Consider the following 25,660-nt stretch of genomic DNA (forward strand, 5'->3'; position numbering starts at 1 on the left):
CGCGAAGGCGGCCCCACCTTGGTGAAGGAGAACCGGGATGCTGACCTCCGCGCTCTTCGCCGGCGACGCGCTGCTGGAAGCGATCGCACAGGACCAGGACCGCATCTCGCGGACCCGGCACCGCAACGACCCGGCCGTGCAGAAGATACAGATCGCCCTGCTCGACCGGGACCCGGACTGTCTGCCCCAGTTCGGGGCCGACGGCGACTACGGCGACGAGACCGCCGGCGCGGTGGCCCGGTTCAAGGTCGAGGTGCTCGGCGTCCCCCAGGCCGAGGTCATCGACGACGTCGGCCCCTTGACGGTGCAGAAGCTGGACGAGATGCGCGCGGCACTCGAAAACCCGCCCGTGGAGAGCGTCGTACCCGAGGACTGGCTGCTCACCGACGCCGAGATGGGCCCCTTCCGCTCCCCCGCCTTCACCCTGGACAACCTGGTGCTCTTCTTCGTCGACGGCGAGGGGTACTACGACACGCTGGCCGCGCGGCTGGACGCGCTGGGCGTCGGTGACCGGGTGCTGTTCGCCGGCTGGCGGTTCTCGCCCGAGCAGCTGCTGCGCCCGGCGACCGCGGGCACACCGGGGATCCTGGACCGGCTGCTGAAGCTCCACACCGACGGTGTCGTCGTCCGCGCGCTCCTGTACGGCTCGCAGTTCTCCACGCTTCCGGTGCGCAGGCCCAGGGTGCCCACCCTGCCGTCCAAGGACAACTTCGACTTCCGTACCGCACTGGTCGGCGCGGGCGCCCAGGCGGTCCTCGACGCCCGAGTGGGGCACTTCGGCTCCCACCACCAAAAGTGCGCGGTGGTGCAGGGGGCCGCCGAGGGGCCGTGCGCGTTCGTCGGCGGGATCGATGTCTGCCTCGACCGCTGGGACAACGCCGCCCATGTCGATCCCCCCTTCCGGCAGCGGGAGCCCGACTTCCTCGGGGTCAAGGCGAGCCTGCCCGGCTGGCACGACGTGCAGTGCGGGGTGTTCGGGCCCGCCACCGCCCAGATCTGGCAGGCCCTCGTCCAACGCTGGAACGACCCCACCACGCCCAGCCGCATCGACGCCACGCCGGTGCCGATCCCGTCGTCGGAGGAGCCCGGGCCGTCGCCCACCTCGGGCACCCAGGCCGTGCAGGTGCTGCGTACCCTCACCTGCAAGGGGGTCTACTCCTTCCTGCCGGGCGGCGAGTTCACCGTCACGGCCGCCTATCGCAAGGCGATCGGCCGGGCGCGGCACTACATCTACATCGAGGACCAGTACCTGTGGCCCTCGCCGCTCGTCGACGACCTGCGGGACGCCGCCGCCCGGGGTGTCCAGGTCATCCTGGTCACCGCGCGCGACTTCGACGCGCCGGGGCTGGGCGACGTCCACAAGGCCCTGCGCGCCGAGGCCCTTCAGCGCATCGCCTCCGCGGCGCCCGCGAACGTCCACTGCTTCCATCTGGAGCAGACGGCGACGGCCTTGCAGGTCTACGTCCACGCGAAGCTGATGATCGTCGACGACCAGTACGCCGCCGCGGGCAGCGCCAACCTCAACTTCCGGTCGCACACGACGGATTCCGAGCTGCACCTCGGCGTCTTCGACATGGACCTGGGCGACGGCACGGTCGGCGGCGCACCCCACCGCTTCGGTGTGTCCGTCCGTGATCTGCGCACGCAGATCTGGGGCGAGCACCTCAACGAGGATCCGGCGCTGCACGAGGACCCGCTGGTGGGCCTCGGCCGGATGCCGACCGGGGGCGGCAAGATCGGCCATCTGGTGAACTTCCCGGTTCCGCCGCAGGTTCCGGCCGTGGACTGGCGCGAGGTGCTGCGGGAACTGCTGCGCAGCGTCCAGCAGATGGAGAACTGGCAGCTTCTCGCTCCGGTGGTGTTCGGCCCGCTCGCGATTCCCCTCCCGCTGGTGCCGGGCATGGACCTCGGCGTCCTGGCGGACATGGTGCCCAGCCCCGAGGCGTTCCTGCGGGACCTTCTCAACCCCAACACCGTGTGCTGAGCGGAGTGTCGGCTCGGCCCACGGTGTCGAGGGTTGTCGAGGGTCAGGATCCGAACACGGTGAATCCGAGGCCGGAGAGCTGGGACGCGAGGGCGGACACCGTGTCCGGATCGTCGAACGCCCCGTTCTCGGCCAGGCCGTTGGCCGCCTGGAACTCCTTGACCTTGCCCTGGGTGAGGGGGCCGTCCACGCCGTCCTGGGTCAGCGGCTTGATGCCCAGGGCGAGCAGTGCCCCCTGGACGCCGAACACGTCGGAGACCTCCAGCACGAGCTGATCGGCGGCCACTCCCCGCGACTCCGCGTCCAACGCCAGCAGGAAATGGGCCCGGTCGAGCTTGTTGCGGATGCGGATGGTGCCGACGTCCGGCGTGAAGTGACACTCGTCCGCGGCACCCGCCCAGTCACGGACCGCCACATGGCCCTGGAACTTGGGGAAGCGGAACTTCGGGCCCATCCCCCAGCACATGCTCAGCGTGGCCAGCTGGGCGTTGGCGGGCCAGGAAGCGAACTCCCCGAAACCCTCCCGCCGGGTGAGCACCGTCTCCATCTCGTCGAGCTTGGCGAACACATGGCGGTCGATCTCGTCGTCCTCCACATGCAGCCGCGTCAGCGGCGGCCTGAAGTTGCCGTGCCCGAAGGGTGCGAGGTCCAGCCGCGACTTGACCGTGTCCCACTCGGCGGCGACCTCCTCGGGCGTCGCCTCGGTCTCCGCGTCGTTGACCAGCCAGCGCAGCAAGCCGGCCGCGGCCAGGGACAGGGCACGCTCCTGACCGGTCGGTGCGGAGTTGTCCCGCGCGGTCTCGTCGATCTTGTTGCCGATTCCGGTGCTCACATACCCCTTCACGTCCAGGTACATGAAGTGGACTCGCCCTTCGAGAGGGTCGTTGAAGGAGATCCAGTAGTCGCGAACGCTCTGGTGCATGGTGCGGCCTTTCTCGCGGTGGCCTGCCTCGCTCTGTCTCCCGGACGTTGGGGCAGCATGCGCGCGAACCGCGGCGAGGGCGCGACCCCGAGCTCCTCCTCCAGCAGGCGGCGGAACGCCTCGTAGTGCCGCAGCGCCTCGCCGACGTTGCCCTCCGCCAGATGCGCCGCCACCATGGCCCGGTGCGCGCTCTCCCGCAGCGGCTCGGCCCGTACGGCGGCCCACGCCACCTCCACCGCCAGAGCCGGTCTGCCCTGCCGTATCAGCGCCTCGGCGAGCGCGTCGAGGGCGTGCAGCCGCAGTTGCCGCAGCCGTTCACGCTCCAGCAGCACCCAGTCCTCGTCCCAGCCCGGCAGCAGGTCCTCGCCGGTCAGGAGTCCCAGCAGGGGCAGCGCGTGGAGTGCGGTGCCATCGCCCTGTACGACGCCCAGCGCGGTCCGGGTGAGCGCGTGGACGTCCACCCGCAGGGCGGGAGTGACCAGCAGGGCGTCGCCATGGCAGCCGATCAGGGGTGGCTCGTCCCTCGGCAGCTTCCACAGGGTGGTGCGCAGACTGCCCCTGGCGTGTCCCTCGGTGACCTCGGGCCACAGGGTGCCGGCGAGGACGGAGCGGGAGACCCGTCCGCGCAGGCCCATGAAGGCCAGAAGCCTTTGGGCGTTGCGGCACAGTTCGACGCTCTCGGAGCCCAGTTCCAGCCGGAACTGGCCGAGCAGTCGCAGCCGGGGAGACGCAGACACCACCTTGACCGCCTCACGCACGGTGTTCCACAACCATTTTCGCCCTCTGCCGCAGCCCCCGGCAACTCGGCCGGAACCCCTCCCGGCCTCCCCGATGACGCCACGATGACGCCCCGCTGACGTCTCCTCCGTACCTTCGGACCCACCGATCGCATTCGGAACCAGAGACCGGGAGCGGAGCCGTCATGGTCGCTCTGTCCAACGTCCAGTTCGGCAAGCGGAACGAGGACGTACGCACCGTGCAGAAAGCCCTCATCAAACGAGGCCACAAGATCCCCGACGGAGCCACCGGCCTCTTCGGCGAACAGACCCGAGCCGCCTACCGCGCCGAACAACTCGCCCAGGGCTTCAAAGGAGCCGACGCCGACGGCAAACCCGGCCTCACCTCCCTCACCACCCTCGGCCACTTCGCCCACTTCACCGTCGAAAACGAGCACGCGTCCACCGACGGGGCGGGCGCGCTCGCCCTGGCCCGGGTCACCTTCCGCGATCCCGGCGACGAGTCGGGAGAGGCGGCGATGCGGCGCTATGCGCGCAAGGCCTGTCAACTGACCGGCATGGACCCGCAGTTCGGTGTCCCGGCGCTCACCACCATCGCCCGGCGCGAGTCCGCCTTCAACCACCCGAAGTTCCGGGTGAACACGACGGACGTCAACGCGCACGGCCATACCGCCGCCGACGGCCACCCGCTCAACTGCTCCCGGGGCGCGACCCAGTGCATTCCCTCCACGTTCGCCGCGTACCACCAGGCGGGCACCGCCGACACGCCCTATGACGTGGTCGCCTGCATGTGCGCGACGATCAACTACGTGCGCCACCGCTACCACGTGAACCAGTCCGGCTCGAACTTCGCCGCCCGCGTCCAGCAGGCCGATCCGCACCGGGCACCCCACGGGTACTAGGAGTCCCCCATGGTCGCTCTGTCCAACGTCCAGTTCGGCAAGCGGAACGAGGACGTACGCACCGTGCAGAAAGCCCTCATCAAACGAGGCCACAAGATCCCCGACGGAGCCACCGGCCTCTTCGGCGAACAGACCCGAGCCGCCTACCGCGCCGAACAACTCGCCCAGGGCTTCAAAGGAGCCGACGCCGACGGCAAACCCGGCCTCACCTCCCTCACCACCCTCGGCCACTTCGCCCACTTCACCGTCGAACACGGGCACTCGCACCCCCCGGCGGGGCCTTCCGGCAAGGGACATGTGGCCTCCCCCGTGCCCGGCCACAAGGTCACCTTCCAGTTCTTCGAGCGCGGCGACTACGCCTGGAAGCCCGACGGCGTCGGCCGGCACACCGGGCAGGACTTCGCCGCCAACTCCGGAGTCCCTGTGGTCGCCGTACGCGGCGGCACCATCGCCTGGTCCAACGGGCAGGGCGGGGCGTACGGCCAGTGGATCGGCCTGCGGGCGGACAACGGCCACATCTACACGTACTGCCATCTCTCGCAGCGCCAGGTGAAGGCGGGCCAGCGGGTCACCGCCGGGCAGCAGCTCGGCAAGGTGGGCACCACCGGCAACTCCACGGGGCCGCACCTGCACTTCGAGATGTCGAAAGGCTCCTCGTGGTCCTACGGCAACGTCGCCAAGCCACGCTGGTGACGTGGTGCACCTGAAGGCCCTGGTAGCCCCTGAGGGGCTACCAGGGCCTTCAGGTGTGCAGGTGTCAGGAGTCCTCGAAGAGCAGGTCCTCGGAGGGATGCGTCATACGTACGGTCTGGCCGTTCGTGGTCTCCACGACCCGGTGCAGACCGACGCACCGCTCCCCAGTGGACAGGATGGAGAAGCGGTCCCCGACACCGGCCAGGAAGGCGGGGAAACTCGTCAGCGGCATGTCCAGTTTGAGGTAGTCCACCAGCCGCCGGAACAGCTTGGGGAGCAGTATGGCCTCGTCCGTCAGCGAGGCCAGGCCGGTGATCTTCGCCCCGGTCGTGGTGACATCGCCGGGCCACAGGCCCCGTCCCGCTTCCCGGGCCTCCTTGGCCGCGGTGGTCAGCTCCACCCGCAGGCTGGTGAACAGGCTGCGGTAGAACGTCGGGTAGACCAACCCCGTTGTCACCATGTGGTGGTTGAGGGTCGTCCTCAGCACGGCGGCGTCGACGTCGATCTCCAGGCCGCTGTCCCCGGGCGGTGTTCCGCGCCCGGCCAGGGCGATGCACCGGCCGTGGACATCGGAACCACGGGTGAGGATGAACCCGGGAACCTGCTCCGGGGTGGTGGCCGTCACGCTCTCGTCCGTGTGCTGGACATCGGTGAAGCCGAGCCAGTTGATCAGTTCGTCCCGTGCGGCATGGGCGAACTGCAACGGCTGGTGGACACGGTTGGGGCCGTAGTGGGTCTCCAGGGCGTCGATCGCGTCCAGCCGCAGCGAGGCACGACCCGCCGCGTTGTGTTCGACGGCGCGGCCCAGTCCGCCGCCGACCAGACTCCACTGCGCGGGGTCATCGGCCGTGAAATGCACCGTGTCCCCGTCCGGTTGGGAGCCCTTGATCTCGTAGAACCCCTTGATGAGCAGCATGGGCATGGCGACACCTCCGCAGTGGGTCGGCCCCCACTTCAAATGGTGCGCCCGGATCAGGAGTTCCGCACCTCAGCGGCAGGCGGTGCGCTGCCGCCGAGAGGTTCCCTGTTCAACCGTTCGGTTGAACGCGTCTTCCAACTCCCGGAGTCCGCCTCCCTCCGCACGGACGACGCGCGGACGGGCCGGGCGGCGGCACACTGATCACCGCCCGCGGCGCGCGCCGGGCCCTTCACGCCACCCCCCTCTCAGAGAGGTCTCCTCGCATGCCCTCTTCTCCCAGCAGACGACATGTCCTCGCCCTCGGCGCCGCGCTCGGCGTGGCCGCCTCCGCGGTCCCGGCCGCCGCTTCTCCCGGCGCCTCGGGGCGCTCCACCGGCCGCGAGGAGACCCGGTCGCTCGACGAGCTCTACAAGGCCGCCGTGGCGGACGGCGGAAAGCTCGTCGTCTACGCCGGCGGTGACACCCCCACCCAGCAGGACGGCACCAAGGCCGCCTTCCGGGACCGTTTCCCGGACATCGACCTGACGCTGATCGTCGACTACAGCAAGTACCACGACGTCCGCGTCGACAACCAGTTCGCGACCGACACCCTGGTCCCCGACGTCGTACAGCTTCAGACCCTCCAGGACTTCGACCGCTGGAAGCAGCAGGGCCGGCTGCTGCACTACAGGCCCGCGGGGTTCTCGAAGGTCTACGACAAGTTCAGGGATCCGCAGGGCGCGTGGGTGGCCACCGGCGCGATCGCCTTCAGCTTCCTGTACGGCACGGCGGCCGTCGGGCAGGACGCCCCGCGCACCCCGCAGGAGCTGGTCGACCCGAAGTGGAAGGGCAGGATCGCCTCGTCGTACCCGCACGACGACGACGCCGTTCTCTACCTGTTCAGCCTCTACGCCCGGCAGTACGGCTGGGACTGGGTGGCCCGACTGGCCGCCCAGGACGTGCGGTTCGCGCGCGGCAGCAATTCCCCCGGCGATGCCGTCTTCGCCGGGCAGAAGGCGATCGGCATCGGCACGGCGGGCTCGCTGGTCGCCCCGGCGTCGTCGCCCGCGCGGTTCGTCGTCGCCGACGGGCACCCGTTCATGGGCTGGGGGCAGCGCACGGCCATCCTCAAGCAGGCCAAGAACCCGCTGGCCGCCAAGCTGTTCCTCAACTGGCAGCTGTCGACCGAGCGGCAGAACAACTCCTTCAACGGATGGTCGGTGCGCACCGACATCGCTCCCCCGGCCGGTCTCAAGCCCCTGTGGGAGTACCCCGAGGCCCACGTCGACGGCTTCCCCCGCTTCATGGCCGACCGTGCCGAGGTGGAACGCTGGAAGCAGACCTTCGCCCTGTACTTCGGCGAGGTCGAGGGCGCCCCCACTCCCGGCCGACTGGGACTGCACCCGGGCGCCTGAGCCTTGTGCGGCGGTGCGGTGGTTGCGCGGGTTCCTGTCCGGCGTGACGGCCGCACCGCTCTTCACATGGGTCATACAGGCGGTGGATAGACTCGGTTCTCCTGTCCCGATGGATCTTCCGTCCAGGGGGTTTGCCGTGTCCGACCCCGGCCCCGCGCACACGTTCGCGCCGTTCCGTCGCGGCGGGTTCGGCCCGAGGCAGCTGCCGCACCTGTTGTTCTTCCTGGTCGTCGGTGCCGCGGCCGTGCGCCTGGCCCGGCTGAACCTCCCCCTGTGCTGGGAGATCGTGACCGTCAGCGCTCTGCTCGCCGTGACGTACGCGGTGGGCCTCGCGCTGGGGAGCAGACTGGGCCCGCGTGCCCGGCACGTCTGGATCGCCCTCCTCCTGATGCTGTGGGCGGTCCTCGTGTTCCTCACTCCGCCGCCCCTCACCGGCGCCTACGTCTGGTGTGCCGTGCCGCTGGCCTGTGTGGCGCTGTGCAGCGTCCCGCCCCGGGCCGCCGGTGCGGCGCTGGCCTTGATCACCGCCCTGCTCGTCGGTCAACTGACCCGTACCGCGGGCGGGTTCGACCCGGAGATGGTGCTGGTCCCGGTGGCAGCGGTGTGGGGCACGGTGGCGCTGTACCGGACCCAGCAGCGCGACGTCGCCGAGCGCGAGCGTCTCCTGGAGGAACTGCGCGCCACGCGTGACGTCCTGGCGGCCGAGCGGCATCGCAGCGGTGTGCTCGAGGAGCGGGCCCGTATCGCTCGCGACCTGCACGACACGCTCGCGCAGGACCTGTCCGGCAGTCTGATGCTGTTGCAGGCCGCCGAGCAGGACTGGGCCGAACGGCCCGACGCGGCCCGCGGCCACGTCCGGGCCGTCGCCGAAGGCCTGGACGCGGGCCTCACCGAGACCCGGCGGATCATCCAGGACCTCGCCTCACCGTCCGTCGCCGAAGCGGGACTTGAGGGATCCCTGCGGCTGCTGTGCGCCCGGGCGCACCAGCCGGGCGACGCCCCCCAGGTGCGGTTCGGCGCGGTGGGAGACCCAGCGGTCGAGCTGGACGAACACACCGAGACCGCCTTGTTCCGGGTCGCCCAGAACGTCGTGGCGAACGTCCGCGACCACGCTCAGGCGACCCGGGCGACGGTGACGCTCCGACGCCTCCAGGACCGCGTCGAACTGGACGTGTGCGACGACGGTGTCGGCTTCGACCCCGCCCGCGGCGGCGGTCCGCTCCGAGCGGGCCGGGGCTTCGGCCTGCTGGCCGCCCGAGCGCGCCTGCGCGAGTACGGGGGCGATCTGGAGGTCGTCAGCACGCCAGGGCGCGGCACCCGCATCCGGGCCACGGTTCCGACGCCTGTACGGCCTCGCGCGCAAGCGCCCCTGTCCGCGGCGGCGGCCCGATGACGACCCCGACCCGGCGCGTCCTGATCGCCGATGACCACGCGGTCGTACGCGCGGGGCTGCGCGCCCTGCTGAACGGCACCCCCGACCTCGAAGTGATCGCGGAGGCCGGCACCGGCGAGGAGGCCGTGCGGCTCGCCCTGGCGCTGACACCCGATGTCGTCCTGATGGACCTGCGCTTCGGAGGCAGGGACGACGGCATCGACGGCGTCGAGGCGATCCGCCGGTTGACCGCCCAGGCTCCGGGTCTGCCGGTGGTGATGCTCACCAGCTATTCGGGACGGGCCGACACCGTGCGGGCGCTGGAGGCCGGGGCACGCGGCTATGTCCTCAAGGCCGGTCCGCCGGAAGAGCTCTTCAGCGCCGTCCGCAGCGCCGCCGAGGGCGGATTCGGGCTCGCGGCGGACCTGGTCGGCGCACTCGTCGGACAGGTCGTCGCCCCGGCGCCCGAACTGACGGGGCGGGAAAGGGAGGTCGTCCGGTTGATGGCCGACGGCCACAGCAACCGCGCCATCGCGGGCGCCCTGTATCTGAGCGAGGCGACCGTCAAGACACACCTGGTGCGCGTCTACCGCAAGCTCGGCGTCGACAACCGGGCGGCGGCGGTGGCCGAGGCGGTACGCCGGGGCCTGCTCGAACTCACCTGACCGACCTCCTCCCGGGGCGGCCCGCGTCGGCGTCGGTCACCCGCCGCACGAGATCCGCCCAGGCGCGCCGCAGCCGCACGGTGGTGACCCGCTCCTCGTCGCACAGCTGGTCCAGGGTCTCCAGGTCTCCAGGTCCACGAAGGAGAGGAGGGCGTGGGCGAGCAGGGCATGGTCGCCCACGACGTCCGCGCCGGAACACCCCCTACGGGCGACCCGCGTTCGACGGGGATCCGGGGCCCAGCGGTGGCGGACCCGAGGTGTACCGGTCGTAGAACTCCCCCTCGACGTCGTCCAGCAGCGCCGGCAGCAGCCCGTTGCGGTCGCCGTACCGGCGGAACAGCCTGCCTTTCCCGACCCCGGCGACCCACCGGGACGGCGGCGAGGCCGGCGGGTCAGGACCAGGGAGACGGGCACGCTCGTCCGCCCGCCCCACCGCCGGGCGGGTGATCATGCCGGTCCGCCCATACCAGCGAGCCGGCCGGGCCGGGAAACCCGCCCGCGGTCCGATCCGGTCTCGGCACTTGGACCTGGGGCCGGTCCGGAGCAGCGGGTCGTGCGGGTGTCCGCTGATAAAATGGGTGCACGCTTCGACTTCGCCGGGGCCCGTGCCAAGGGGTGCGGGCCTCCTATCGTTCCGGGGCGCCAGATCAGGAAGGTGCCCCCATGAACGCGCAGCCGTCGAGTCCTGAACCGACCGTGTCGCCCGGACTGCCTCCGGCCGACTCCTTCGACGCGCTCGGGCTGCCGCCGGACCTGGCGCGGACGATGACCGACCTCGGTGTGACCGAGCCCTTCCCGATCCAGGCGGCCACCCTGCCCAACGCCCTGGCCGGCCGCAACGTCCTCGGCCGCGCCCGGACCGGATCCGGCAAGACGCTGGCCTTCGGGCTGGCGCTCCTCGTCCGGACCGCGGGCCTGCGAGCGGACGCCAAGCGGCCGCTCGCGCTGGTCCTGGTGCCGACCCGGGAGCTCGCCCAGCAGGTGAGCGACGCGCTGACCCCGTACGCGCAGACCCTCAAGGTGCGGCTGGCGACCGTGGTCGGCGGGCTGTCGATCAACCGGCAGCAGGCGGCGCTGCGGGCCGGGGTCGACGTACTGATCGCGACGCCGGGACGGCTCACCGACCTCGTGGAGCGCCGGGACTGCCATCTCGACCAGGTGCGGATCACGGTGCTGGACGAGGCCGACCAGATGTGCGACCTGGGGTTCCTGCCGCAGGTCACGGAGATCCTGGACCGGGTGCGCCCCGACGGTCAGCGGTTGCTGTTCTCGGCCACGCTCGACCGCAACGTGGACCAGTTGGTGAGCGGCTATCTGCATGACCCGGTGCTCGCGTCGGTCGACCCCGCCGCGGGCTCGGTCACCACGATGGAACACCATGTGCTGAACATCCACGCCGCCGACAAGTACGCGACCGCGACCGAGATCGCCGCGCGGGACGGCCGGGTCCTGATGTTCCTGGACACCAAGGCCGGCGTGGACCAGTTCACCCGCCATCTCCGGGCGAGCGGCATCCGGGCCGCTGCCCTGCACAGCGGGAAGTCGCAGCCGCAGCGCATGCACACGCTGGGCCAGTTCAAGGACGGTGCGATCACCGTGCTGGTGGCCACCAACGTCGCCGCGCGCGGCATCCACATCGACACGCTCGACCTCGTCGTCAACGTCGACCCGCCGGCCGACGCCAAGGACTATCTGCACCGCGGTGGCCGCACGGCTCGCGCCGGGGAGTCCGGGACCGTGGTCACCCTGGTCACGCCCAACCAGCGACGCGACGTGAACCGGATGATGTCCGACGCCGGGATCCGGCCGACGGTCACCCAGGTGCGCTCCGGCGAGGCGAAGCTGACCGCCATCACCGGCGCGAAGCGCCCGCCGGCCGGGCCGAAGACCACCACCGGCAACGTCCCCTTCCGTGGCCTCGGCGACCGTACGGGCCGCCCCGCGAAGGAGTCCCGCAAGGCCGCCGAGGCCCGTAAGGCGGCGGAGGCCCGTGCCGCGGCCCGGGTCCGCAGGGGCCGCTGACCCCGAGCGGTCGCGGAACGCCGTTTTTGCCGGTCCGGCAACGAGTGTGGCGTGACCGGGGCACCAGGGGCGACGGTGGTCCGATGACCGACGACATCACCGCACCGACGCCCGTCCCCGCCACGTCCTCCTCGCCTGCCGACGCGTATGCCGGCGACCCCGCGGTGCGGGCGGAGTGGGACACCCGCTACGCCGACCGACAGCAGCTGTGGAGCGGCGAGCCCAACGGCGCGCTGGTGGCGGAGGTCGCCGGGCTCGCCCCCGGACGTGTGCTCGACGTGGGCTGCGGCGAGGGCGCCGACGCCGTGTGGCTCGCGCGCGCCGGCTGGGAGGTGACCGCGCTCGATGTCTCGGGCGTGGCGCTGGAGCGGGCGGCCGGGCACGCGCGGGACGCCGGCGTCACCGTGCGCTGGACGCACGCCGCACTGACCGAGGCGTCCCTCCCGCCGGCCTCCTTCGACCTGGTCTCCGCGCAGTACCCGGCGTTGCTGCGCACCCCCGACGCGGCGGCCGAACGCGCGCTGCTCGATGCCGTGGCACCCGGCGGCGTGCTGCTGCTCGTGCATCACGCGGGCATGGAGGGCCGGTCGGCGGACGACAGCGGCTTCGACCCGGCCGACTACGTCTGGCCCTCGATGGTCGCCGCGCTGCTCGACGCGGACTGGGAGGTGCAGGTGGACGAACAGCGGCCCCGCGTGGCTCCGGGCGGCGGCGCGGGCGCGCACCACACCGACGACGTGGTGCTGCGGGCCCGTCGGCTGCGCTGAAGGCCCTGGCCGTCAGCAGCGGCCGTCACTGTGGGCGTCGCGGAACCGCTCCGCGGCGCTGGTAGCCTCCGCCTCAACGACGACGCGGGGGAGGCGGGCGTGGGGGCAGGGACGTCGGGTGCAACCAGCCGTGGGCTGAGGGGGACGGGCGCCGGGATCCTCTTCGGCGGGTTGACCGCGGCCGTGTCCGTCGCCGCGATCGGCAGGGCCTGGGCGGCGTGTGACATCGGCGGCGGTGCGGCGGCCAACGGCATGACCTTGCTGGTGCTCACGCCGCTCATCTGGATCGCCGCCGCCCTGCCGTGGATCGTCCTGCACAGCACCCTCGGACGACGGCACAGCGGGGCGGCCTGGGCCACGGGGCTTCTCTTCGCCGTGTGCCTGACCTGGTTCCTCGTGACATGGCTCGGTATGCCGGACTCCTACCCCGCCCCGCTGTGCCCGGGCAACGTCCCGCCCTGGTGGCCGCGCCTCCTGCCCACCTGACCGGGACCGGCGGGCCGGACGCCGCTCCGCCGAGGCTCTAACGGGCGACCTGGACATGGAAGTTGAAGTCGGTATGGCCGAGCGTGCCCATCAGCCGCAGCCAGATCGGCAGCACCATCTCGACGCCCCGGGCGGTCTCGATGCCGCCGAGGTCGATGACGCTGGACTCGGGCCAGCCGAAGGAGACCAGCAACTCGGTCACCTGCTTCTTGGCGCCGGTGTCCTCACCCGAGACGAAGACGTTGTGCGGGCCGGCGACACGAGCGGGCTCGACCATGACGGGGCAGCTCATGGTGTTGAGCGTCTTGACGACCTTCGCGTCGGGAAAGGCACGCTGGATCTGCTCGCCGAGACTGTCGGTGTTGACCGGGTCCAGGGTGGGCGGCATACCGGCCGAGAAGTCCAGCGGGTTGGCGATGTCGATGACCACCTTGCCCACCAGGTTCGTACGGCCCGCCGCGTCCAGCGCGTCCAGGGCCGCTCCTCCGGCGGTGGTGTTGACCACCGTCTCACCGAAGGCGGCGGCCTCGGCGAACGGCTTCAGCAGGACGTCCGCGTGGTCGGTGTGCCAGACCGCGAACGGCGGATTGCCCATCCCGTCGGGTTCCGTGCGGGCCAGGGTGGCCTGCGGATCACGCGTACCGATCGCCACCTCGTGGCCCAGCGAGGCGAGCTTGGTGGCGATCGTCCGGCCGACGATGCCGGTACCGAGAACTGCGTAACGCATGAGGATCCGATCCTTCCCGGACGAGCCGGGACGACGGCATGCGCCCGGCTCCGGGAACGAACCTAGACCGAGTCGTACGGTTTTGCTACGCGGCCAGCGTCTTGTCCTTCTTCGCGCGCGCGGCCTCGGCGCCGTACCTGCGCAGCAGCGCGTCCGCCACGGCGAGGGCATCCTCAGCGGTACGGGCGCCGGTCAGTACGCACAGCGTGTACGTGGCGTCCTCAAGAGCGCGACCGCTGCGACCGGTGGCCAGCCTGTCGTGATCGATGCGCGCCTCGGCGAACCGTGCCAGCGCGACACGCAGCTCTCTCTCCGCCGGAAGAATCATGATGAGTTCCCCTCTCACACCGCCGCTCGGCACCCGGCGGCGCCGGGCAGAATCCCAAGTGCCCCGCCTGGGACGATCTACGCATCGGGCGCCCGTGGACCGGGGAGCCTCTGGCCGAAGTTCGACGGGTCGCTGAGCGGAGGTCTACTCAGGGACGAGGACGGTCAGCCACTGCCCCTCACGAGGCCGGTAGCCGTAACGGTCCATCAGGCCGGAGACGATCGCCGGGACATGGCCGGCTCCATAGACGATGGCCACTTTGATCGGCTCGTCGGCGCGCTCTGTGTGGATCTCGCCGAGCGCGGCGAGCAGTCGTTCGTCACGCCGGCCGGTCATGGCGTGTTCCACGGGGTCGTCGGCGAGCAGCTCCGCCCGTGGTGTCTGCGGCAGATCATCGACGGCCAGGTCCTCGTCGAGGAAGGCCCGGGGACCGCGCAGAGCGAACACGAGGCCCATCACGGGAGCCGCGACCATGAGGAGCACGTACAGCCAACGCGGCAGTGTCCTGAGGTCCGCCATCGCCTCGGCCGCGGTCACATCCGGGTTGACGACCGGTACGGACTCGGGAAGGAACACGTCGTCGCGCTGCTCCTGGAGGCCGTTGCGCCGACGCCGTGGGGCGAATCGGTAGGCGAGGGTGAGGGCACTCACGCCCACCGAGCGGCCTCTGATGCCCTCCAGGACGATGAGGTCGCAGGCGCTGAGTCTGGTGCGGACCTGGGAGTAGAAGGTCGGCGAGGCGACATGCAGCATCGGGAAGATCACGAATTCGAGCGGGGTGCCGCTCCGCCGCATGGTGATCACGGCGGAGCAGACGGCGTATCCGGTCACCTCGATGATCTGCATGATTCCCCCGTGCGCGCAGCCGTGGCCCGTGTACCTGTACCCGGGACACGAGTGCGACGCGCCGCCCGGTTCCCGGCCCCGGCCGGGGGCGTCTCAGAGGCCGTCCGCGAGGCGTTGTCGGTCCTTCTCGTCCCAGGTCCTGGTGTCGCGGGGCCGGGTGTACGGTTCGGCGTCCGGCGGGAGGCCGCCCGCCACGGCCCGCTGCCGTGCCGTCTCCGCGTCGAACTCCAGGCCCAGCAGGACCGCGAGGTTGCTGATCCACAGCCAGATCAGGAAGACGATGACGCCGGCCATGGTCCCGTAGGTCTTGTTGTACGAGGCGAAGCCGGCGACGTACAGCGCGAAGCCGGCGGAGGCGACCAGCCAGATGAGCAGGGCCAGGACGCTGCCCGGGGTGATCCAGCGGAATCCCATCACCCGGGCGTTCGGCGTGGCCCAGTACAGGATCGCGATCATGATCGTGACGAGGAGGACGAGGACGGGCCATTTGGCGATCGCCCACACCGTCAGCGCGGTGTCTCCCAGCCCGAGGGCGGTCCCGGCCTGGTGGGCCAGGGCGCCGGTGAAGACCACCATCAGCGCGCTGGCCACCGCCAGCACCATCAGCACGACGGTCACCCCGAGCCGAACCGGAAGCACCTTCCACACCGGGCGCCCCTCCGGCATGTCGTAGACGGCGTTGGCGGCGCGGATGAAGGCGGCCACATAGCCGGACGCCGACCACACCGCCAGCGCCAGGCCGACGATCGCCATGACCGAGCCGGTACCGGACTGGTCCTGCAACTGCTGCACAGCCCGGGTGATGATGTCGCGGGCCGAGCCGGGGGTGAGCTGCCTGAGGTTGTCCAGCACGGTGTCCGTGGCCGACCTGCCCGCGATGCCCAGCAGGGACACGAGCACCAGCAGGGCCGGGAACAGCGACAGCACTCCGTAGTACGTCAGGGCCGCGGCGCGATCGGCGAGTTCGTCGTTCTTGAACTCGCGCAGGCTGCCCTTGAGCACGGCCACCCACGCCTTCGCGGGCAGCTTGGCCGGCGAGTCCGGCGCCCGTCGCTCCACCTCGGGGGGCGGTCCGAACCGCTCCTCGTCGGTGTCGGGGGCGGTGACGCCGCGTTCCGTCTCGTCACCGGGAGCGTCCCGCACCGACCGGGAGTGCCGCTCACCGTTCCCGTGCCCGAGGTTCTGCCGTTCGCTCATGGCCGCCGGGTAACCATCCAGGTCGAGCTCATGTGTGGCCGGCCATCACCGCCAACCTTTGGCCATGGATATCCTCTGTCGATGTCCCATGAGTCTGTGCGCGCGGGAGTCGCTCTCGCCGGTGTGATGGCGCACTGCGGCGGAAGCCCGGTCGATGCCGTGAGGATGCTGGTGGGGGCCGTCGCCTCGGCGCCGGCGGCTGCGGAGCCCTATGAGGTGCTCGCCGAGTTGTGGCGAGAGCGACGTTCGCAGGTCAAGGCGGGGCTCGCGGGCGACGGCTCCGTGAGCACGGTGCCGGCCCAGGCCTATTTCTTCTTTCTCGACGGAGCGATGGACGACGCGGTGATGACCCTCGGCTCGGTCACCGGGGTGCGGCCCGACGTGGCGTGGGGCGCGGCGCCCTGGTTCGGCGACGCACGCCTGCTCGGTGGGGTGAGTGCCGGGGCGCTGGCCGAGGCCTGTCTGCGGACGTTGGACTACGGCCACGACCTGGATTCCGAGGAGATGCGTGCCCGGTTCGCGCCCTGGTTCCGGGCCGTCGACGTCGTGTCCGCACGCAGCCCCGTGCCTGAGTCGCTGGCCGCCATGGCCCGGCTGCCGCGCGCCTGTGGCCGTCATGATCTGTCGTTCGCCCTGTGCGACCGCGCCGACACCGCCGGGCCCTCGATGTGGACCGAGGTCGCACGAGCGGGCACCTGGCGTGCGACGGGTGACCTGGACCGGGCCGCGTCGGCTTTCGAACGTGCCCTGGCCCTGGAACCCGGCAACTGGTCGCTCTACCTGGACCTCGCCGACGTACGTGCCGAACTGGGCGACTTCGCCGCGGCCGTGGGCCGGGTGGAACAGGGGCTGGCGCTCGCGCCCGGCGAGGTCTCCCTCCGTGCCGCGCGCGCCGCCTATCGCGCGCGCCTGTCCGGCTCGCCGGAGGATCTGCGGGCCCTGATCCTGATGGCGCCGGAACTCACCGCCACCGGCTACCGCGCCCTGCTGTTCGACTACGCGTGCGCGGGCGAGGGACTGCCCCGCCACCTGGTGGCCGAAGCCCGCCGGGCACGCGAGAGCTGAACACGCCTGCGGCCGGCGCGACGCCGCGTGCAGGAGAGGCTGCCGAAGGACCGGCGCCTTGTCATCCGGGGATGAAATTCCGTTCCGGAGGACTCAACTCCCCCACAGCCCCCAGTAATTCGCTCAAACATTCGTCGCGGCGCTGCCATATTCGACAACCACTTCGGAGGTGGTTGTGACCAAAGAGGCGACGACATCCGGCCCGCCGCAGGCAGTTGCGCACGTTCCGCCCGGTACCGCGGAGCGGATCACCGACCTGACCCGCCGCCGCGAGCGGGCGCTGACGGTGGAAGGGGCGCGCAGGCGCGGGGAGTTCGGGGCCCGGGAGCGGATCGAGCGGCTGGTGGACAAGGGGTCCTTCACCGAGACCGGGCTGTTCGTGCGGGCCCGGCCGAACGGGGGTGACGACCGGCGTCCCTACGGCGACGGGGTCGTCACCGGGTTCGGCACTGTCGACGGGCGCCGAGTGTGCGTGTTCGCCCAGGACTCCGCCGTGTTCGGCGGCAGCATGGGCGAGGCGTTCGGCGAGAAGACCCTCGCCCTGATGGATCTCGCTCTGCGGACGGGCTGTCCGGTCGTCGGGCTCAATGACGGGGGCGGTGCCCGTATCCAGGAAGGCGTCACCTCCCTCGCCCTCTACGCCGAACTGGTGCGCCGCAACGTCCAGGCGTCCGGGGTGATTCCACAGATCTCGGTCGTGCTCGGCCCGTGCGCGGGCGGCGCCGCCTACTCGCCCGCGATCACCGACTTCACGGTCATGGTGGACGGCGCCTCGCACATGTTCGTCACCGGCCCCGACGTCATCGAGGCCGTCACCGGCGAGCGCGCCACCGCCGAGGAGCTGGGCGGCGCCCGCACCAGCAACGCCGTGAACGGCAACGCACACTTCCTCGCCGCCGACGAGGACGACGCCCTGGACGTCGTACGCGATCTGCTCTCCTACCTTCCGGCCAACAACCTGGAGCCCCCACCGGCCTACGCGCCCGGCGACGCCCCCGCCGGGGACCTGCTCGACACCGTCGTGCCGGATCGGCTCGGGCAGGCGTACGACATGCGCGCGATCCTGCGGGCGGTGGTCGACGACGGTGAACTGCTGGACGTGCAGGAGCTGTTCGCGCCGAACATCGTGTGCGCACTGGCACGGATCGAGGGAAGGTCGGTCGGTGTCGTCGCCAATCAGCCGCTGCACTTCGCCGGGGTCCTCGACATCGACGCCTCCGAGAAGGCCGCCCGGTTCGTACGGTTCTGCGACGCGTTCGGCATTCCGCTGCTCACGTTCGCCGACGTCCCCGGCTATCTGTCCGGCGTACGGCAGGAGCGCGGCGGCATCATCCGGCGCGGTGCCAAGCTGCTGTACGCCTACGCCGAGGCCACCGTCCCCAAGGTCACCGTCGTCGTGCGCAAGGCGTACGGGGGCGGGTACGCAGTGATGGGGTCCAAGCACCTCGGCGCCGACATCAACCTCGCCTGGCCCAGCGCCCGGATCGCCGTCATGGGCGCCGAGGGGGCGGTGGGCCTCCTGCACCGGCGCGAGCTGGCCGCCGCCGACGATCCCGAGGCGCTGCGGGCCCGTCTGGTCGCCGCGTACGAGGGCACCCACGGCACGCCGTACCTCGCCGCCGAACGCGGGTACGTCGACGCCGTCATCGCCCCGCGCGACACCCGCGACCACATCTGCCGCGCCCTCGCCGCCCTGCACGGCAAACGCGCGCCGCTGCCGCAGCGCAGGCACGGCAACATCCCGCTCTGAGCCCCGCGTCCTCAGAAGGCCTCCCTCCCGCGATCCGCACCGAGGCGCATCCCCCACCCTCCACGCCCGCCCCGCGACTTCAGGAGCCACGCCCCCATGGACAGCCGCCACCCCCCGCTCTCCCCCACGTGCCCGACCCTGCCCGAGTACGTGCGGCACTGGGCCGCGACCACGCCCGACCGGCGGGCGCTCACCTTCGTCGAGTACCCGGCGCCGCACTCCCGCGGTGTCCACCGGACCCTGACCTGGCGGCGGCTGGACCTGCGGGTGCGCGCGCTCGCCGCCCGGCTCGCCGAGAGGGCCGAACCGGGGGCGCGGGTCGCGCTGTTGTGTCCGCAGGGCATCGAGTACGTCACCGGGTTCCTGGCGGCGCTCACAGCCGGGCTGATCGCCGTACCGCTGTATCCGCCCGGCCTGCCCGGGCACGCGGACCGGCTCTCGGGAGTGCTGGCCGACGCGCGTTGCTCGGCCGTCGTGACCACGAGTCGGGTGCGGCAGGAGGTGGCGGAGCTCTGCGCACGGACCGCGCCGGACCCGATGCGGATCGTCTGCGCCGACGAGGTGCCGGACGACGCCGCGGACGGCGACCGGCAGCCGGCCGCACCGGATGCCGAGGCGATCGCCTATCTCCAGTACACCTCCGGTTCGACGCGGGCTCCGGCCGGGGTGGAGATCACTCATGGCAACGTCGTCGCCAACGCCCGGCAGGCGCTGAGCGCCTACGGTGCCGATGCCCACCCGGTGACCTGTGTGGGCTGGCTGCCGCTCTACCACGACATGGGGCTGGTGCTGAGCGTCGCCGCACCCGTGGTGCGCGGTGCGCTGTCGGTGCTGATGGACCCGGCCGCCTTCCTCAACGAGCCCGTACGGTGGCTGCGGCTGCTCGGCACGCATCCGCGGGCCCTCAGCGCGGCACCCAACTTCGCGTACGACTACTGCGCCGGCGCCGTCACCGACGCGCAGAAGGCCGACCTGCGTCTCGACGGGGTCGCCGCGCTGATCAACGGCAGCGAGCCGGTCCGCCCCGGCACGGCCGACCGCTTCCACGCCGCCTTCGCCGACCGGGGCCTGCCCGCCACGGCGCACTGTCCCTCGTACGGGCTGGCCGAGGCCACCGTCTTCGTCAGTGCCGCCCGGCCGGGTGAGCCGCTCGGCCGGTTCGCCCTGGACCGGGACGCCCTCGCCGCCGGGAAGGCCCTGCCCGCGCGGCCCGACGACCCCAGGGCCGTGCTGCTGGCCGGCTGCGGCACCCCGGCGGGGCAGCGGGTGCGGATCGCCGACCCCGTCGGCCGTGCCGTCCTGGCCGAGGGGGAGGTCGGGGAGATCTGGGTGCAGGGACCCAACGTCGGGCGCGGCTACTGGGGTCGGGGGGAGGAGAGCGAGCGGGTCTTCGGGGCGGAGTTCGGTGGCGGCCCGGACGCGCCGGGCGGGCGGTGGCTGCGCACCGGGGACCTGGGCGCGGTGCTGGACGGGCAGTTGATCGTCACCGGGCGGCTCAAGGACCTCGTCATCGTCGACGGGCGCAATCACTATCCGCAGGACCTGGAGGCCACGGCCCAGGACGCGCATCCGGCGGTACGGCGCGACCGGCTCGCCGTGTTCGCCGTGCCGGGTGCCGCGGCTGAGCGGGTGGTGGTGGTCGCCGAGCACGTACGGACCGTGTCCCTGGCCGAGTTGGACGTGCCGGGTGTGGTGCGGGCCGTGCGTGGCGCGGTGTCCGGGCGGCACGGGCTGCGGCTCGCCGACATCGTGCTCGTGCCGCCGGGCGCCGTCGCCCGCACGTCCAGCGGCAAGGTGTCGCGGGCGCTGACGCGGGCTCGGTATCTGGAAGGGGCGTATCAGCGAGCCGGCGACGCGCAGGCAGACGGCACACCGGCTCCCCCGCCCTCCGCCGGCCCCGTCTCCGAGGCCGCCGGATGAGGGCCTTCGACGCGGCGGCGGTGCGGCAGCTCATCGCCGAGCGGGTGGCGTCCTGGCTCGGTACGGCCGTGGCGGACGTGCCGATGGACCGGCAGCTCGCGGAGCTGGGCATGTCGTCACGGGACGCGATCGCCCTGACCGCGGAGCTGTCCCGCGTCACGGGCTGCGAACTGCCGCCGACCCTGCTGTGGGAGGCGCCGACCGTGCAGGCGCTGGTGGCACGGTTGTGCGGTACAGCCCCTGGGCCCGCGCCGCTGGTCATGGCGCCGGGTGCGCCGGGCGAGCCCGTCGCGGTCGTCGGCGTCGGCTGCCGGCTGCCGGGCGGGGTGCACGGGCCGGGTGACTACTGGCGGCTGCTGTGCGAGGGCGTGGACGCGATCCGGCGCGTGCCCGAGGACCGCTGGCGGGACTTCACCGCCTTCCCGCCCGCCGACGCGCATCCCTACGGCGGTTATCTCGACGACATCGCCGGGTTCGACGCGGACTTCTTCCGCATCACTCCGCGCGAGGCGGCGGTGATGGACCCCCAGCAGCGGATCCTGCTGGAGGTCGTCCACGAGGCCCTCGATCACGCCGCCGTCCCGGCCGCGTCCCTGGCGGGCACGGCCACGGGTGTCTTCGTCGGGGTGTCCGCGCCGGAGTACGGGCAGTTGACCGGCGCCGATCCCGACACGGTGGATCCATGGGCGCCGGCCGGTGCGGCGCTGAGCGTGACCGCGGGCCGGCTGGCGTACGTCCTGGACACGCGGGGGCCGTGCCTGGCCGTGGACACCGCCTGTTCGTCCTCGCTGGTCGCGGTCCACCACGCCTGCGTCAGTCTGCGGGCGGGCGAGAGCGACACGGCGATCGCCGCGGGCGTCAATCTGCTGCTGTCGCCGTCCATCACGGTCGCCTTCCGGCGGGCGGGCGCCCTCGCACCGGACGGGCGGTGCAAGCCGTTCTCCGCGGTGGCCGACGGCATCGGGCGCGGCGAGGGCTGCGCGGCCGTGGTGCTGAAACGGCTCTCGCACGCCGAGCGGGACGGCGACCGGGTGCTGGCGGTGATCCGTACGACGGCCGTCAACTCCGACGGCCGGTCCAACGGCCTCATGGCCCCCAACCCGGCAGCCCAGCGGGCCCTGTTGGAGACGGCCTACGCCCGCGCCGGGCTCACCCCGGCGCACGTGGACCACGTCGAGGCGCACGGCACCGGCACCCCGCTCGGCGACCCGATCGAGGCGGGCGCGCTCGACGCGGTCCTCGGTCCCGGCCGCGACCCCGACCAGCCGCTGCTGCTGGGCTCGGTCAAGGGCAACCTGGGCCATCTGGAGGCCGCCGCGGGGGTCGCCGGACTGGTGAAGACCGTTCTCGCCCTGCACCACGACCTCATCCCGCCCTCCCTGCACGGCGAAGACGGCGACGCCCTGCGCGGCACCCGGCTGCGCCTGGTGAGCGAGCCCGAGCCGTGGCCCCGCTACGGCGGCACGGCCACCGCCGGGGTCTCCGGATTCGGGTTCGGCGGCACCAACGCCCATGTGGTGCTGGAGGAATGGCGCCCCCTCGGCCCGCCTCCCGCCCCGGACGACGACGCTCCCGCCGCCCGTCTGCACCTCCTCTCCGACGCCGACCCCGAGCGCGTCCGCGACACCGCGGGCCGGCTCGCCGCCTGGCTGCGGACACCCGAGGGGCGCGCGGCGCACCCCGCCGACGTGGCGCGCACACTCGCGGGCCGCACCGGCCGCGGTCCGGTCCGGGCGGCGATCGTGGCCCGCGACCGCGACGAACTCACCACCGCCCTGGACGAGTTGGCGGACGGTCGGCCGCACGAGCGGGTCATGACCGGCGACCGTGACCTGGTGGGCTCCGGCACGGTCTGGGTCTTCTCCGGTTACGGCACCCAGTGGTCCGGCATGGGATGCCGACTGCTCGCCGAGGAACCCGCGTTCGCCGCCGCCGTGGAAAAACTCGACCCGCAGCTCGCCGAGGAGTGCGGTGGCCTGTCCCTGTACGACCACCTCGCGTCCGGCACCGGCCTGGACCGACTGGAGACGGCCCAACCCCTGCTGTTCGGCACGCAGTTGGCACTCGCCGAGCTGTGGCGGTCGTACGGCGTCGAACCCGCGGCCGTGATCGGCCACTCCATGGGCGAGGTGGCGGCCGGTGTGTGCGCCGGCGCCCTCGACGTGAGCGACGGGGCCCGTGTCATCGCCGTGCGCGCCCGGCTGCTGAACGGGCTGCGGGGTGGCGCGATGGCCGTCGTGGACCTCGACGACTCCGAACTCGACCAGCTGGAGCGGGACTTCCCGGGCGTGGCGGTCGCCGTCCACTCCTCGCCGCGGCAGAAGGTGGTGACGGGGGCGGAGGCGGCGGTCGAGCGGCTGGTGGGCCGGCTGCGCCAGGAGGGCCGGGCCGCGCGGGCGATGCGGGTGGTGGGCGCCGGGCACTCCCCGCAGGTCGACCCGCTGCTGCCGGCGCTGACCGAGGCGCTGGCCGGGGTGCGGGGGCGCCGGGCGCGGGTCCCGGTGTACTCCACCGTCCTCGACGACCCGCGCGGCGTCAGCACGTTCGACGCCGCGCACTGGGCCGCGAACCTCCGCCGCCCGGTTCGCCTGGACCGGGCCCTCGACGCGGCGGCGGCCGACGGGCACACCGCGTTCGTCGAGATCTCGCCGCACCCGGTGCTCACGGGCGCGGTCACCGACACCGTGCCCGGCGCGCTCGCGCTGGCCACCGTGCGCCGTGACGCCGACGGATCGGCCGCGTTCGCCGGGCAGTTGGGCGCCCTGTACGCGGCGGGCCAACCGCTGCCGCTGTCGGCCGGCCGGGTCGTCGACCTGCCCGGGCCGCGCTGGCGGCACGCACGGCACTGGTGGACGGACGGGAGGGCGGGGGCGGCGGCCCAGCGACCCACCGTGGTCGACCACGGTGCCGCCCCGGACACAGGGGAGCACTCGCCCGTCCTGGCCCGACTGAGCCATCACATCGCCGCCGTGTCCGGCCATTCCCCGGCCCGGGTCACCCCCACCGCCGCGCTCGCCGATCTCGGTCTGGACTCCCTCATGGCGGTGCGTGTCCGTACCGCCGTCGAGCGCGAGTTCGGTGTCGAGCTGTCCCTGCGCGACCTGCTCGGTGCCGCCACGGTCGCCGAGGCGGCCGTCCGCGTCGAGCAGGCGCTCCCCCGATCGGCCGGTGGCGCGACCCCGCGTCCCTTGCGCGCCACCGGCTCCCGGCCGCCGCTGTTCCTCGTGCACGCGGCGGGCGGTCCGACCACCGTGTACAAGGCGCTCGCCGAAGCCCTCGACGCCGAGCAGCCGGTGTTCGGCCTCGACCGGATCGACGAGGCCCGTACGGTGGCGGAGAAGGCACGCCGGTACGCCGAGGCGATCGACGCCGCCCGCCCGAACGGCCCCGTACTGCTGGGAGGTTGGTCCTTCGGCGGCTTCGTCGCCCAGGAGACCGCCCGGCAACTGGCCGCCGCCGGACGGGACATACCGCTCGTGGTGCTCATCGACTCCGTACGCCCCCTCCCCCGGCCCGGGCTGACGCCGGGCGACCGGATCCGCGCCCACTTCGAGGGGTTCGCGGGGCATGTCGCCGAAACCTACGGTGTGCGCCTGGAGTTGCCGTACGACGACCTGGTGGCGATGGACGACGACAGGGACCGTATCGACGCCGTGCTCCAAACCGTACGGGAGGCCGTCGACGTGCCGCCCGCCGCGTTGGCGCACCAACGGTCCTCCTATCTGGACCTGAGGATCGGTGAGGCGCACCGGCCCGGTCGGTACGACGGCCCGGTGCTGCTCTACCGGGCCACCGAACCGGCGCCGCACACGGTGCGGGACCCGGCCTACGAACGCGACGACGAGACGCTGGGCTGGGACGAGGTGTGCCCGGGGCTGGAGGTCGTACCCGTGCACGGTCATCATCTGGCGCTGCTCGACCCGCCGTGCGTCGACGAGATCGCCACTCATCTGGACCGGGCGCTCGCCGAGCGCGCCCCCGCTCGCTGAACCGGAACCCGAGGAGCCGCCATGCCCGACCGCATCACCAGAGTGTCCCGGCGCACCGTCGCCAAGGCGGCGACCGCCGCCGGTCTGGCCGTTCTGTTCGGCACCGCGACCGGCACCGGCCGCGCCCGGGCCGCGACCCAGGTGGGGCCGCGTACGTTCGACGTGTCCGTGCCCTCCGCCGCCCTGCGGCGCAGCGCGCCGGTGCGGCTGATCCTGCCGTCGGGTTTCGGCACCCAGCCGACGCGGACGTATCCGGTCCTGTATCTCCTGCACGGCGCCCACGACGACTACACGTCCTGGACGCGGGAGACGGACATCGAGGCGTTCACCGAGGGCCGCGAGCTGATCGTGGCGATGCCGGACGCGGGGCCGACCGGCATTCCCAGTGTCTGGCGCGACGGCTCCGACTACGAGACCTTCCAGGTGACGGAGGTCCCCGCGCTGCTCGCCCGGGACTACCGGGCCTCCGGTGTGCGGGCAGTGGCCGGGGTGTCGACCGGCGGGTACGGGGCGATGGCGCACGCGGCCCGGCATCCGGGCGCGTTCGCCGCCGCGGCCTCCTACAGCGGTGTCCTGGACACCACCGCGCCCGGGGTGCCCGCCATCGTGGACGCGATCGTGGCCCGGGAGAACCTCCCAGCCGCCTCCCTGTGGGGCAATCCGATCCTCAGCCTGCTCATCTGGCGGGACTTCAATCCCCGTGCCCGAGCGGACGGACTGCGCGGCACCTCTCTGTACGTCTCCCAGGGCAGCGGTCTCCTCGGGGGCGGCGGCGATCCGCTGCCTGGCGTGCTGGAGAGCGCCCTGTGGCCGTCCGCGCACACCTTCGCCGACGTGCTGGCGCGGCTCGCCATCCCGGTGGCGAGCCACTTCTACTCGGGAGGAGGGCACAGCTGGGCCTACTGGAAAGGGGAGTTCACCGCGTCGTGGCCGATGCTCGCCCGTGCCCTGGGCGTGCCGGAGTGATGTCGGTGC

Annotated in this window: 22 protein-coding genes; 14 read left to right on the forward strand and 8 right to left on the reverse strand. The window is 72.4% G+C overall.

From position 1 onward, the window contains the following. The first annotated feature begins 37 nt into the window (after positions 1 to 37). Positions 38 to 1,984 carry a phospholipase D family protein gene (locus OG866_RS02560; protein ID WP_329331665.1) on the forward strand — a complete coding sequence of 649 codons (1,947 nt, stop codon included), beginning with the start codon at positions 38 to 40 and terminating at the stop codon, positions 1,982 to 1,984. 43 nt (positions 1,985 to 2,027) lie between these two features. Here OG866_RS02560 and OG866_RS02565 read toward each other — a convergent pair whose 3' ends face one another. Together OG866_RS02565 and OG866_RS02570 are read right to left on the reverse strand one after the other, a co-directional pair. Next, the gene (locus OG866_RS02565; protein ID WP_329331667.1) at positions 2,028 to 2,906 is read right to left on the reverse strand and encodes a peptidoglycan-binding protein; all 879 of its coding nucleotides are present in this window, start codon (positions 2,904 to 2,906) and stop codon (positions 2,028 to 2,030) included. Next, positions 2,825 to 3,643 (reverse strand): AfsR/SARP family transcriptional regulator, encoded by an 819-nt coding sequence (locus OG866_RS02570; RefSeq protein ID WP_329331669.1) that lies wholly within the window; start codon positions 3,641 to 3,643, stop codon positions 2,825 to 2,827. Before OG866_RS02570 ends, OG866_RS02565 begins: the two co-directional genes overlap by 82 nt. A 185-nt stretch (positions 3,644 to 3,828) precedes the next feature. Here OG866_RS02570 and OG866_RS02575 point away from each other — a divergent pair, with 185 nt between their 5' ends. Together OG866_RS02575 and OG866_RS02580 are read left to right on the forward strand one after the other, a co-directional pair. After that, positions 3,829 to 4,545 carry a peptidoglycan-binding protein gene (locus tag OG866_RS02575; protein WP_329331672.1) on the forward strand — a complete coding sequence of 239 codons (717 nt, stop codon included), beginning with the start codon at positions 3,829 to 3,831 and terminating at the stop codon, positions 4,543 to 4,545. Between the two features lie 9 nt (positions 4,546 to 4,554). Next, a complete protein-coding gene (locus OG866_RS02580; protein WP_329331674.1) occupies positions 4,555 to 5,238 on the forward strand; it encodes a peptidoglycan DD-metalloendopeptidase family protein in 684 nt (227 codons plus the stop codon). A gap of 64 nt (positions 5,239 to 5,302) precedes the next feature. Here OG866_RS02580 and OG866_RS02585 read toward each other — a convergent pair whose 3' ends face one another. Continuing rightward, positions 5,303 to 6,160: a thermonuclease family protein gene (locus OG866_RS02585; RefSeq protein WP_329331676.1), complete on the reverse strand. Its 858-nt coding sequence runs from the start codon at positions 6,158 to 6,160 to the stop codon at positions 5,303 to 5,305. A 260-nt stretch (positions 6,161 to 6,420) separates the two neighbouring features. Between OG866_RS02585 and OG866_RS02590 the strand changes: the two genes are divergently transcribed. The 3 genes from OG866_RS02590 to OG866_RS02600 all read left to right on the forward strand — a co-directional run bounded on the left by OG866_RS02590 (position 6,421) and on the right by OG866_RS02600 (position 9,588). After that, on the forward strand, positions 6,421 to 7,551 hold the full coding sequence (locus OG866_RS02590; protein WP_329331678.1) for an ABC transporter substrate-binding protein: 1,131 nt from the start codon (positions 6,421 to 6,423) through the stop codon (positions 7,549 to 7,551). 136 nt (positions 7,552 to 7,687) lie between these two features. After that, complete coding sequence (locus tag OG866_RS02595; RefSeq protein WP_329331680.1) at positions 7,688 to 8,944, forward strand: sensor histidine kinase; 1,257 nt, start codon at positions 7,688 to 7,690, stop codon at positions 8,942 to 8,944. Next, positions 8,941 to 9,588, forward strand: a complete 648-nt coding sequence (locus OG866_RS02600; RefSeq protein ID WP_329331682.1) for a response regulator transcription factor — start codon at positions 8,941 to 8,943, stop codon at positions 9,586 to 9,588. Before OG866_RS02595 ends, OG866_RS02600 begins: the two co-directional genes overlap by 4 nt. Positions 9,589 to 9,790: 202 nt before the next feature. Here OG866_RS02600 and OG866_RS02605 read toward each other — a convergent pair whose 3' ends face one another. Further along, the gene (locus OG866_RS02605) at positions 9,791 to 10,039 is read right to left on the reverse strand and encodes a hypothetical protein (RefSeq protein WP_329331686.1); all 249 of its coding nucleotides are present in this window, start codon (positions 10,037 to 10,039) and stop codon (positions 9,791 to 9,793) included. A 212-nt stretch (positions 10,040 to 10,251) separates the two neighbouring features. Here OG866_RS02605 and OG866_RS02610 point away from each other — a divergent pair, with 212 nt between their 5' ends. The 3 genes from OG866_RS02610 (at position 10,252) to OG866_RS02620 (ending at position 12,863) form a co-directional block, all read left to right on the forward strand. Beyond that, positions 10,252 to 11,610, forward strand: a complete 1,359-nt coding sequence (locus OG866_RS02610; protein ID WP_329331688.1) for a DEAD/DEAH box helicase — start codon at positions 10,252 to 10,254, stop codon at positions 11,608 to 11,610. Between the two features lie 83 nt (positions 11,611 to 11,693). Next, positions 11,694 to 12,377: a class I SAM-dependent methyltransferase gene (locus tag OG866_RS02615; protein WP_329331690.1), complete on the forward strand. Its 684-nt coding sequence runs from the start codon at positions 11,694 to 11,696 to the stop codon at positions 12,375 to 12,377. A gap of 99 nt (positions 12,378 to 12,476) precedes the next feature. Continuing rightward, positions 12,477 to 12,863, forward strand: a complete 387-nt coding sequence (locus OG866_RS02620; RefSeq protein WP_329331692.1) for a hypothetical protein — start codon at positions 12,477 to 12,479, stop codon at positions 12,861 to 12,863. A 37-nt stretch (positions 12,864 to 12,900) separates the two neighbouring features. On the opposite strand, the gene OG866_RS02625 is transcribed toward OG866_RS02620, so the two are convergent. The 4 genes from OG866_RS02625 to OG866_RS02640 all read right to left on the reverse strand — a co-directional run bounded on the left by OG866_RS02625 (position 12,901) and on the right by OG866_RS02640 (position 15,961). Beyond that, positions 12,901 to 13,590: an NADPH-dependent F420 reductase gene (locus OG866_RS02625; RefSeq protein ID WP_329331694.1), complete on the reverse strand. Its 690-nt coding sequence runs from the start codon at positions 13,588 to 13,590 to the stop codon at positions 12,901 to 12,903. An 85-nt stretch (positions 13,591 to 13,675) separates the two neighbouring features. Further along, entirely contained in the window at positions 13,676 to 13,918 is a 243-nt protein-coding gene (locus OG866_RS02630; RefSeq protein WP_329331697.1) for a DUF5133 domain-containing protein, read from the reverse strand. A 144-nt stretch (positions 13,919 to 14,062) separates the two neighbouring features. Then, a complete protein-coding gene (locus OG866_RS02635; RefSeq protein WP_329331699.1) occupies positions 14,063 to 14,764 on the reverse strand; it encodes a hypothetical protein in 702 nt (233 codons plus the stop codon). A gap of 93 nt (positions 14,765 to 14,857) precedes the next feature. After that, entirely contained in the window at positions 14,858 to 15,961 is a 1,104-nt protein-coding gene (locus tag OG866_RS02640; RefSeq protein ID WP_329331700.1) for a YihY/virulence factor BrkB family protein, read from the reverse strand. Positions 15,962 to 16,042: 81 nt separating this feature from the next. On the opposite strand from OG866_RS02640, the gene OG866_RS02645 reads away from it, so the two are divergent. From OG866_RS02645 to OG866_RS02665, 5 genes are all read left to right on the forward strand, one after another. Beyond that, complete coding sequence (locus OG866_RS02645; RefSeq protein ID WP_329331702.1) at positions 16,043 to 17,026, forward strand: tetratricopeptide repeat protein; 984 nt, start codon at positions 16,043 to 16,045, stop codon at positions 17,024 to 17,026. Positions 17,027 to 17,201: 175 nt separating this feature from the next. Beyond that, on the forward strand, positions 17,202 to 18,776 hold the full coding sequence (locus OG866_RS02650) for an acyl-CoA carboxylase subunit beta (RefSeq protein ID WP_329331704.1): 1,575 nt from the start codon (positions 17,202 to 17,204) through the stop codon (positions 18,774 to 18,776). A gap of 96 nt (positions 18,777 to 18,872) precedes the next feature. Further along, the gene (locus OG866_RS02655) at positions 18,873 to 20,696 is read left to right on the forward strand and encodes a fatty acyl-AMP ligase (RefSeq protein ID WP_329331705.1); all 1,824 of its coding nucleotides are present in this window, start codon (positions 18,873 to 18,875) and stop codon (positions 20,694 to 20,696) included. Beyond that, a complete protein-coding gene (locus OG866_RS02660) occupies positions 20,693 to 24,685 on the forward strand; it encodes a type I polyketide synthase (RefSeq protein WP_329331707.1) in 3,993 nt (1,330 codons plus the stop codon). The genes OG866_RS02655 and OG866_RS02660 overlap by 4 nt, the downstream gene beginning before the upstream one ends. Positions 24,686 to 24,706: 21 nt before the next feature. Further along, on the forward strand, positions 24,707 to 25,651 hold the full coding sequence (locus OG866_RS02665) for an alpha/beta hydrolase (protein ID WP_329331709.1): 945 nt from the start codon (positions 24,707 to 24,709) through the stop codon (positions 25,649 to 25,651). Positions 25,652 to 25,660 lie beyond the last annotated feature (9 nt).

The sequence above is a fragment of the Streptomyces sp. NBC_00663 genome (assembly GCF_036226885.1).
GTDB lineage: Bacteria > Actinomycetota > Actinomycetes > Streptomycetales > Streptomycetaceae > Streptomyces.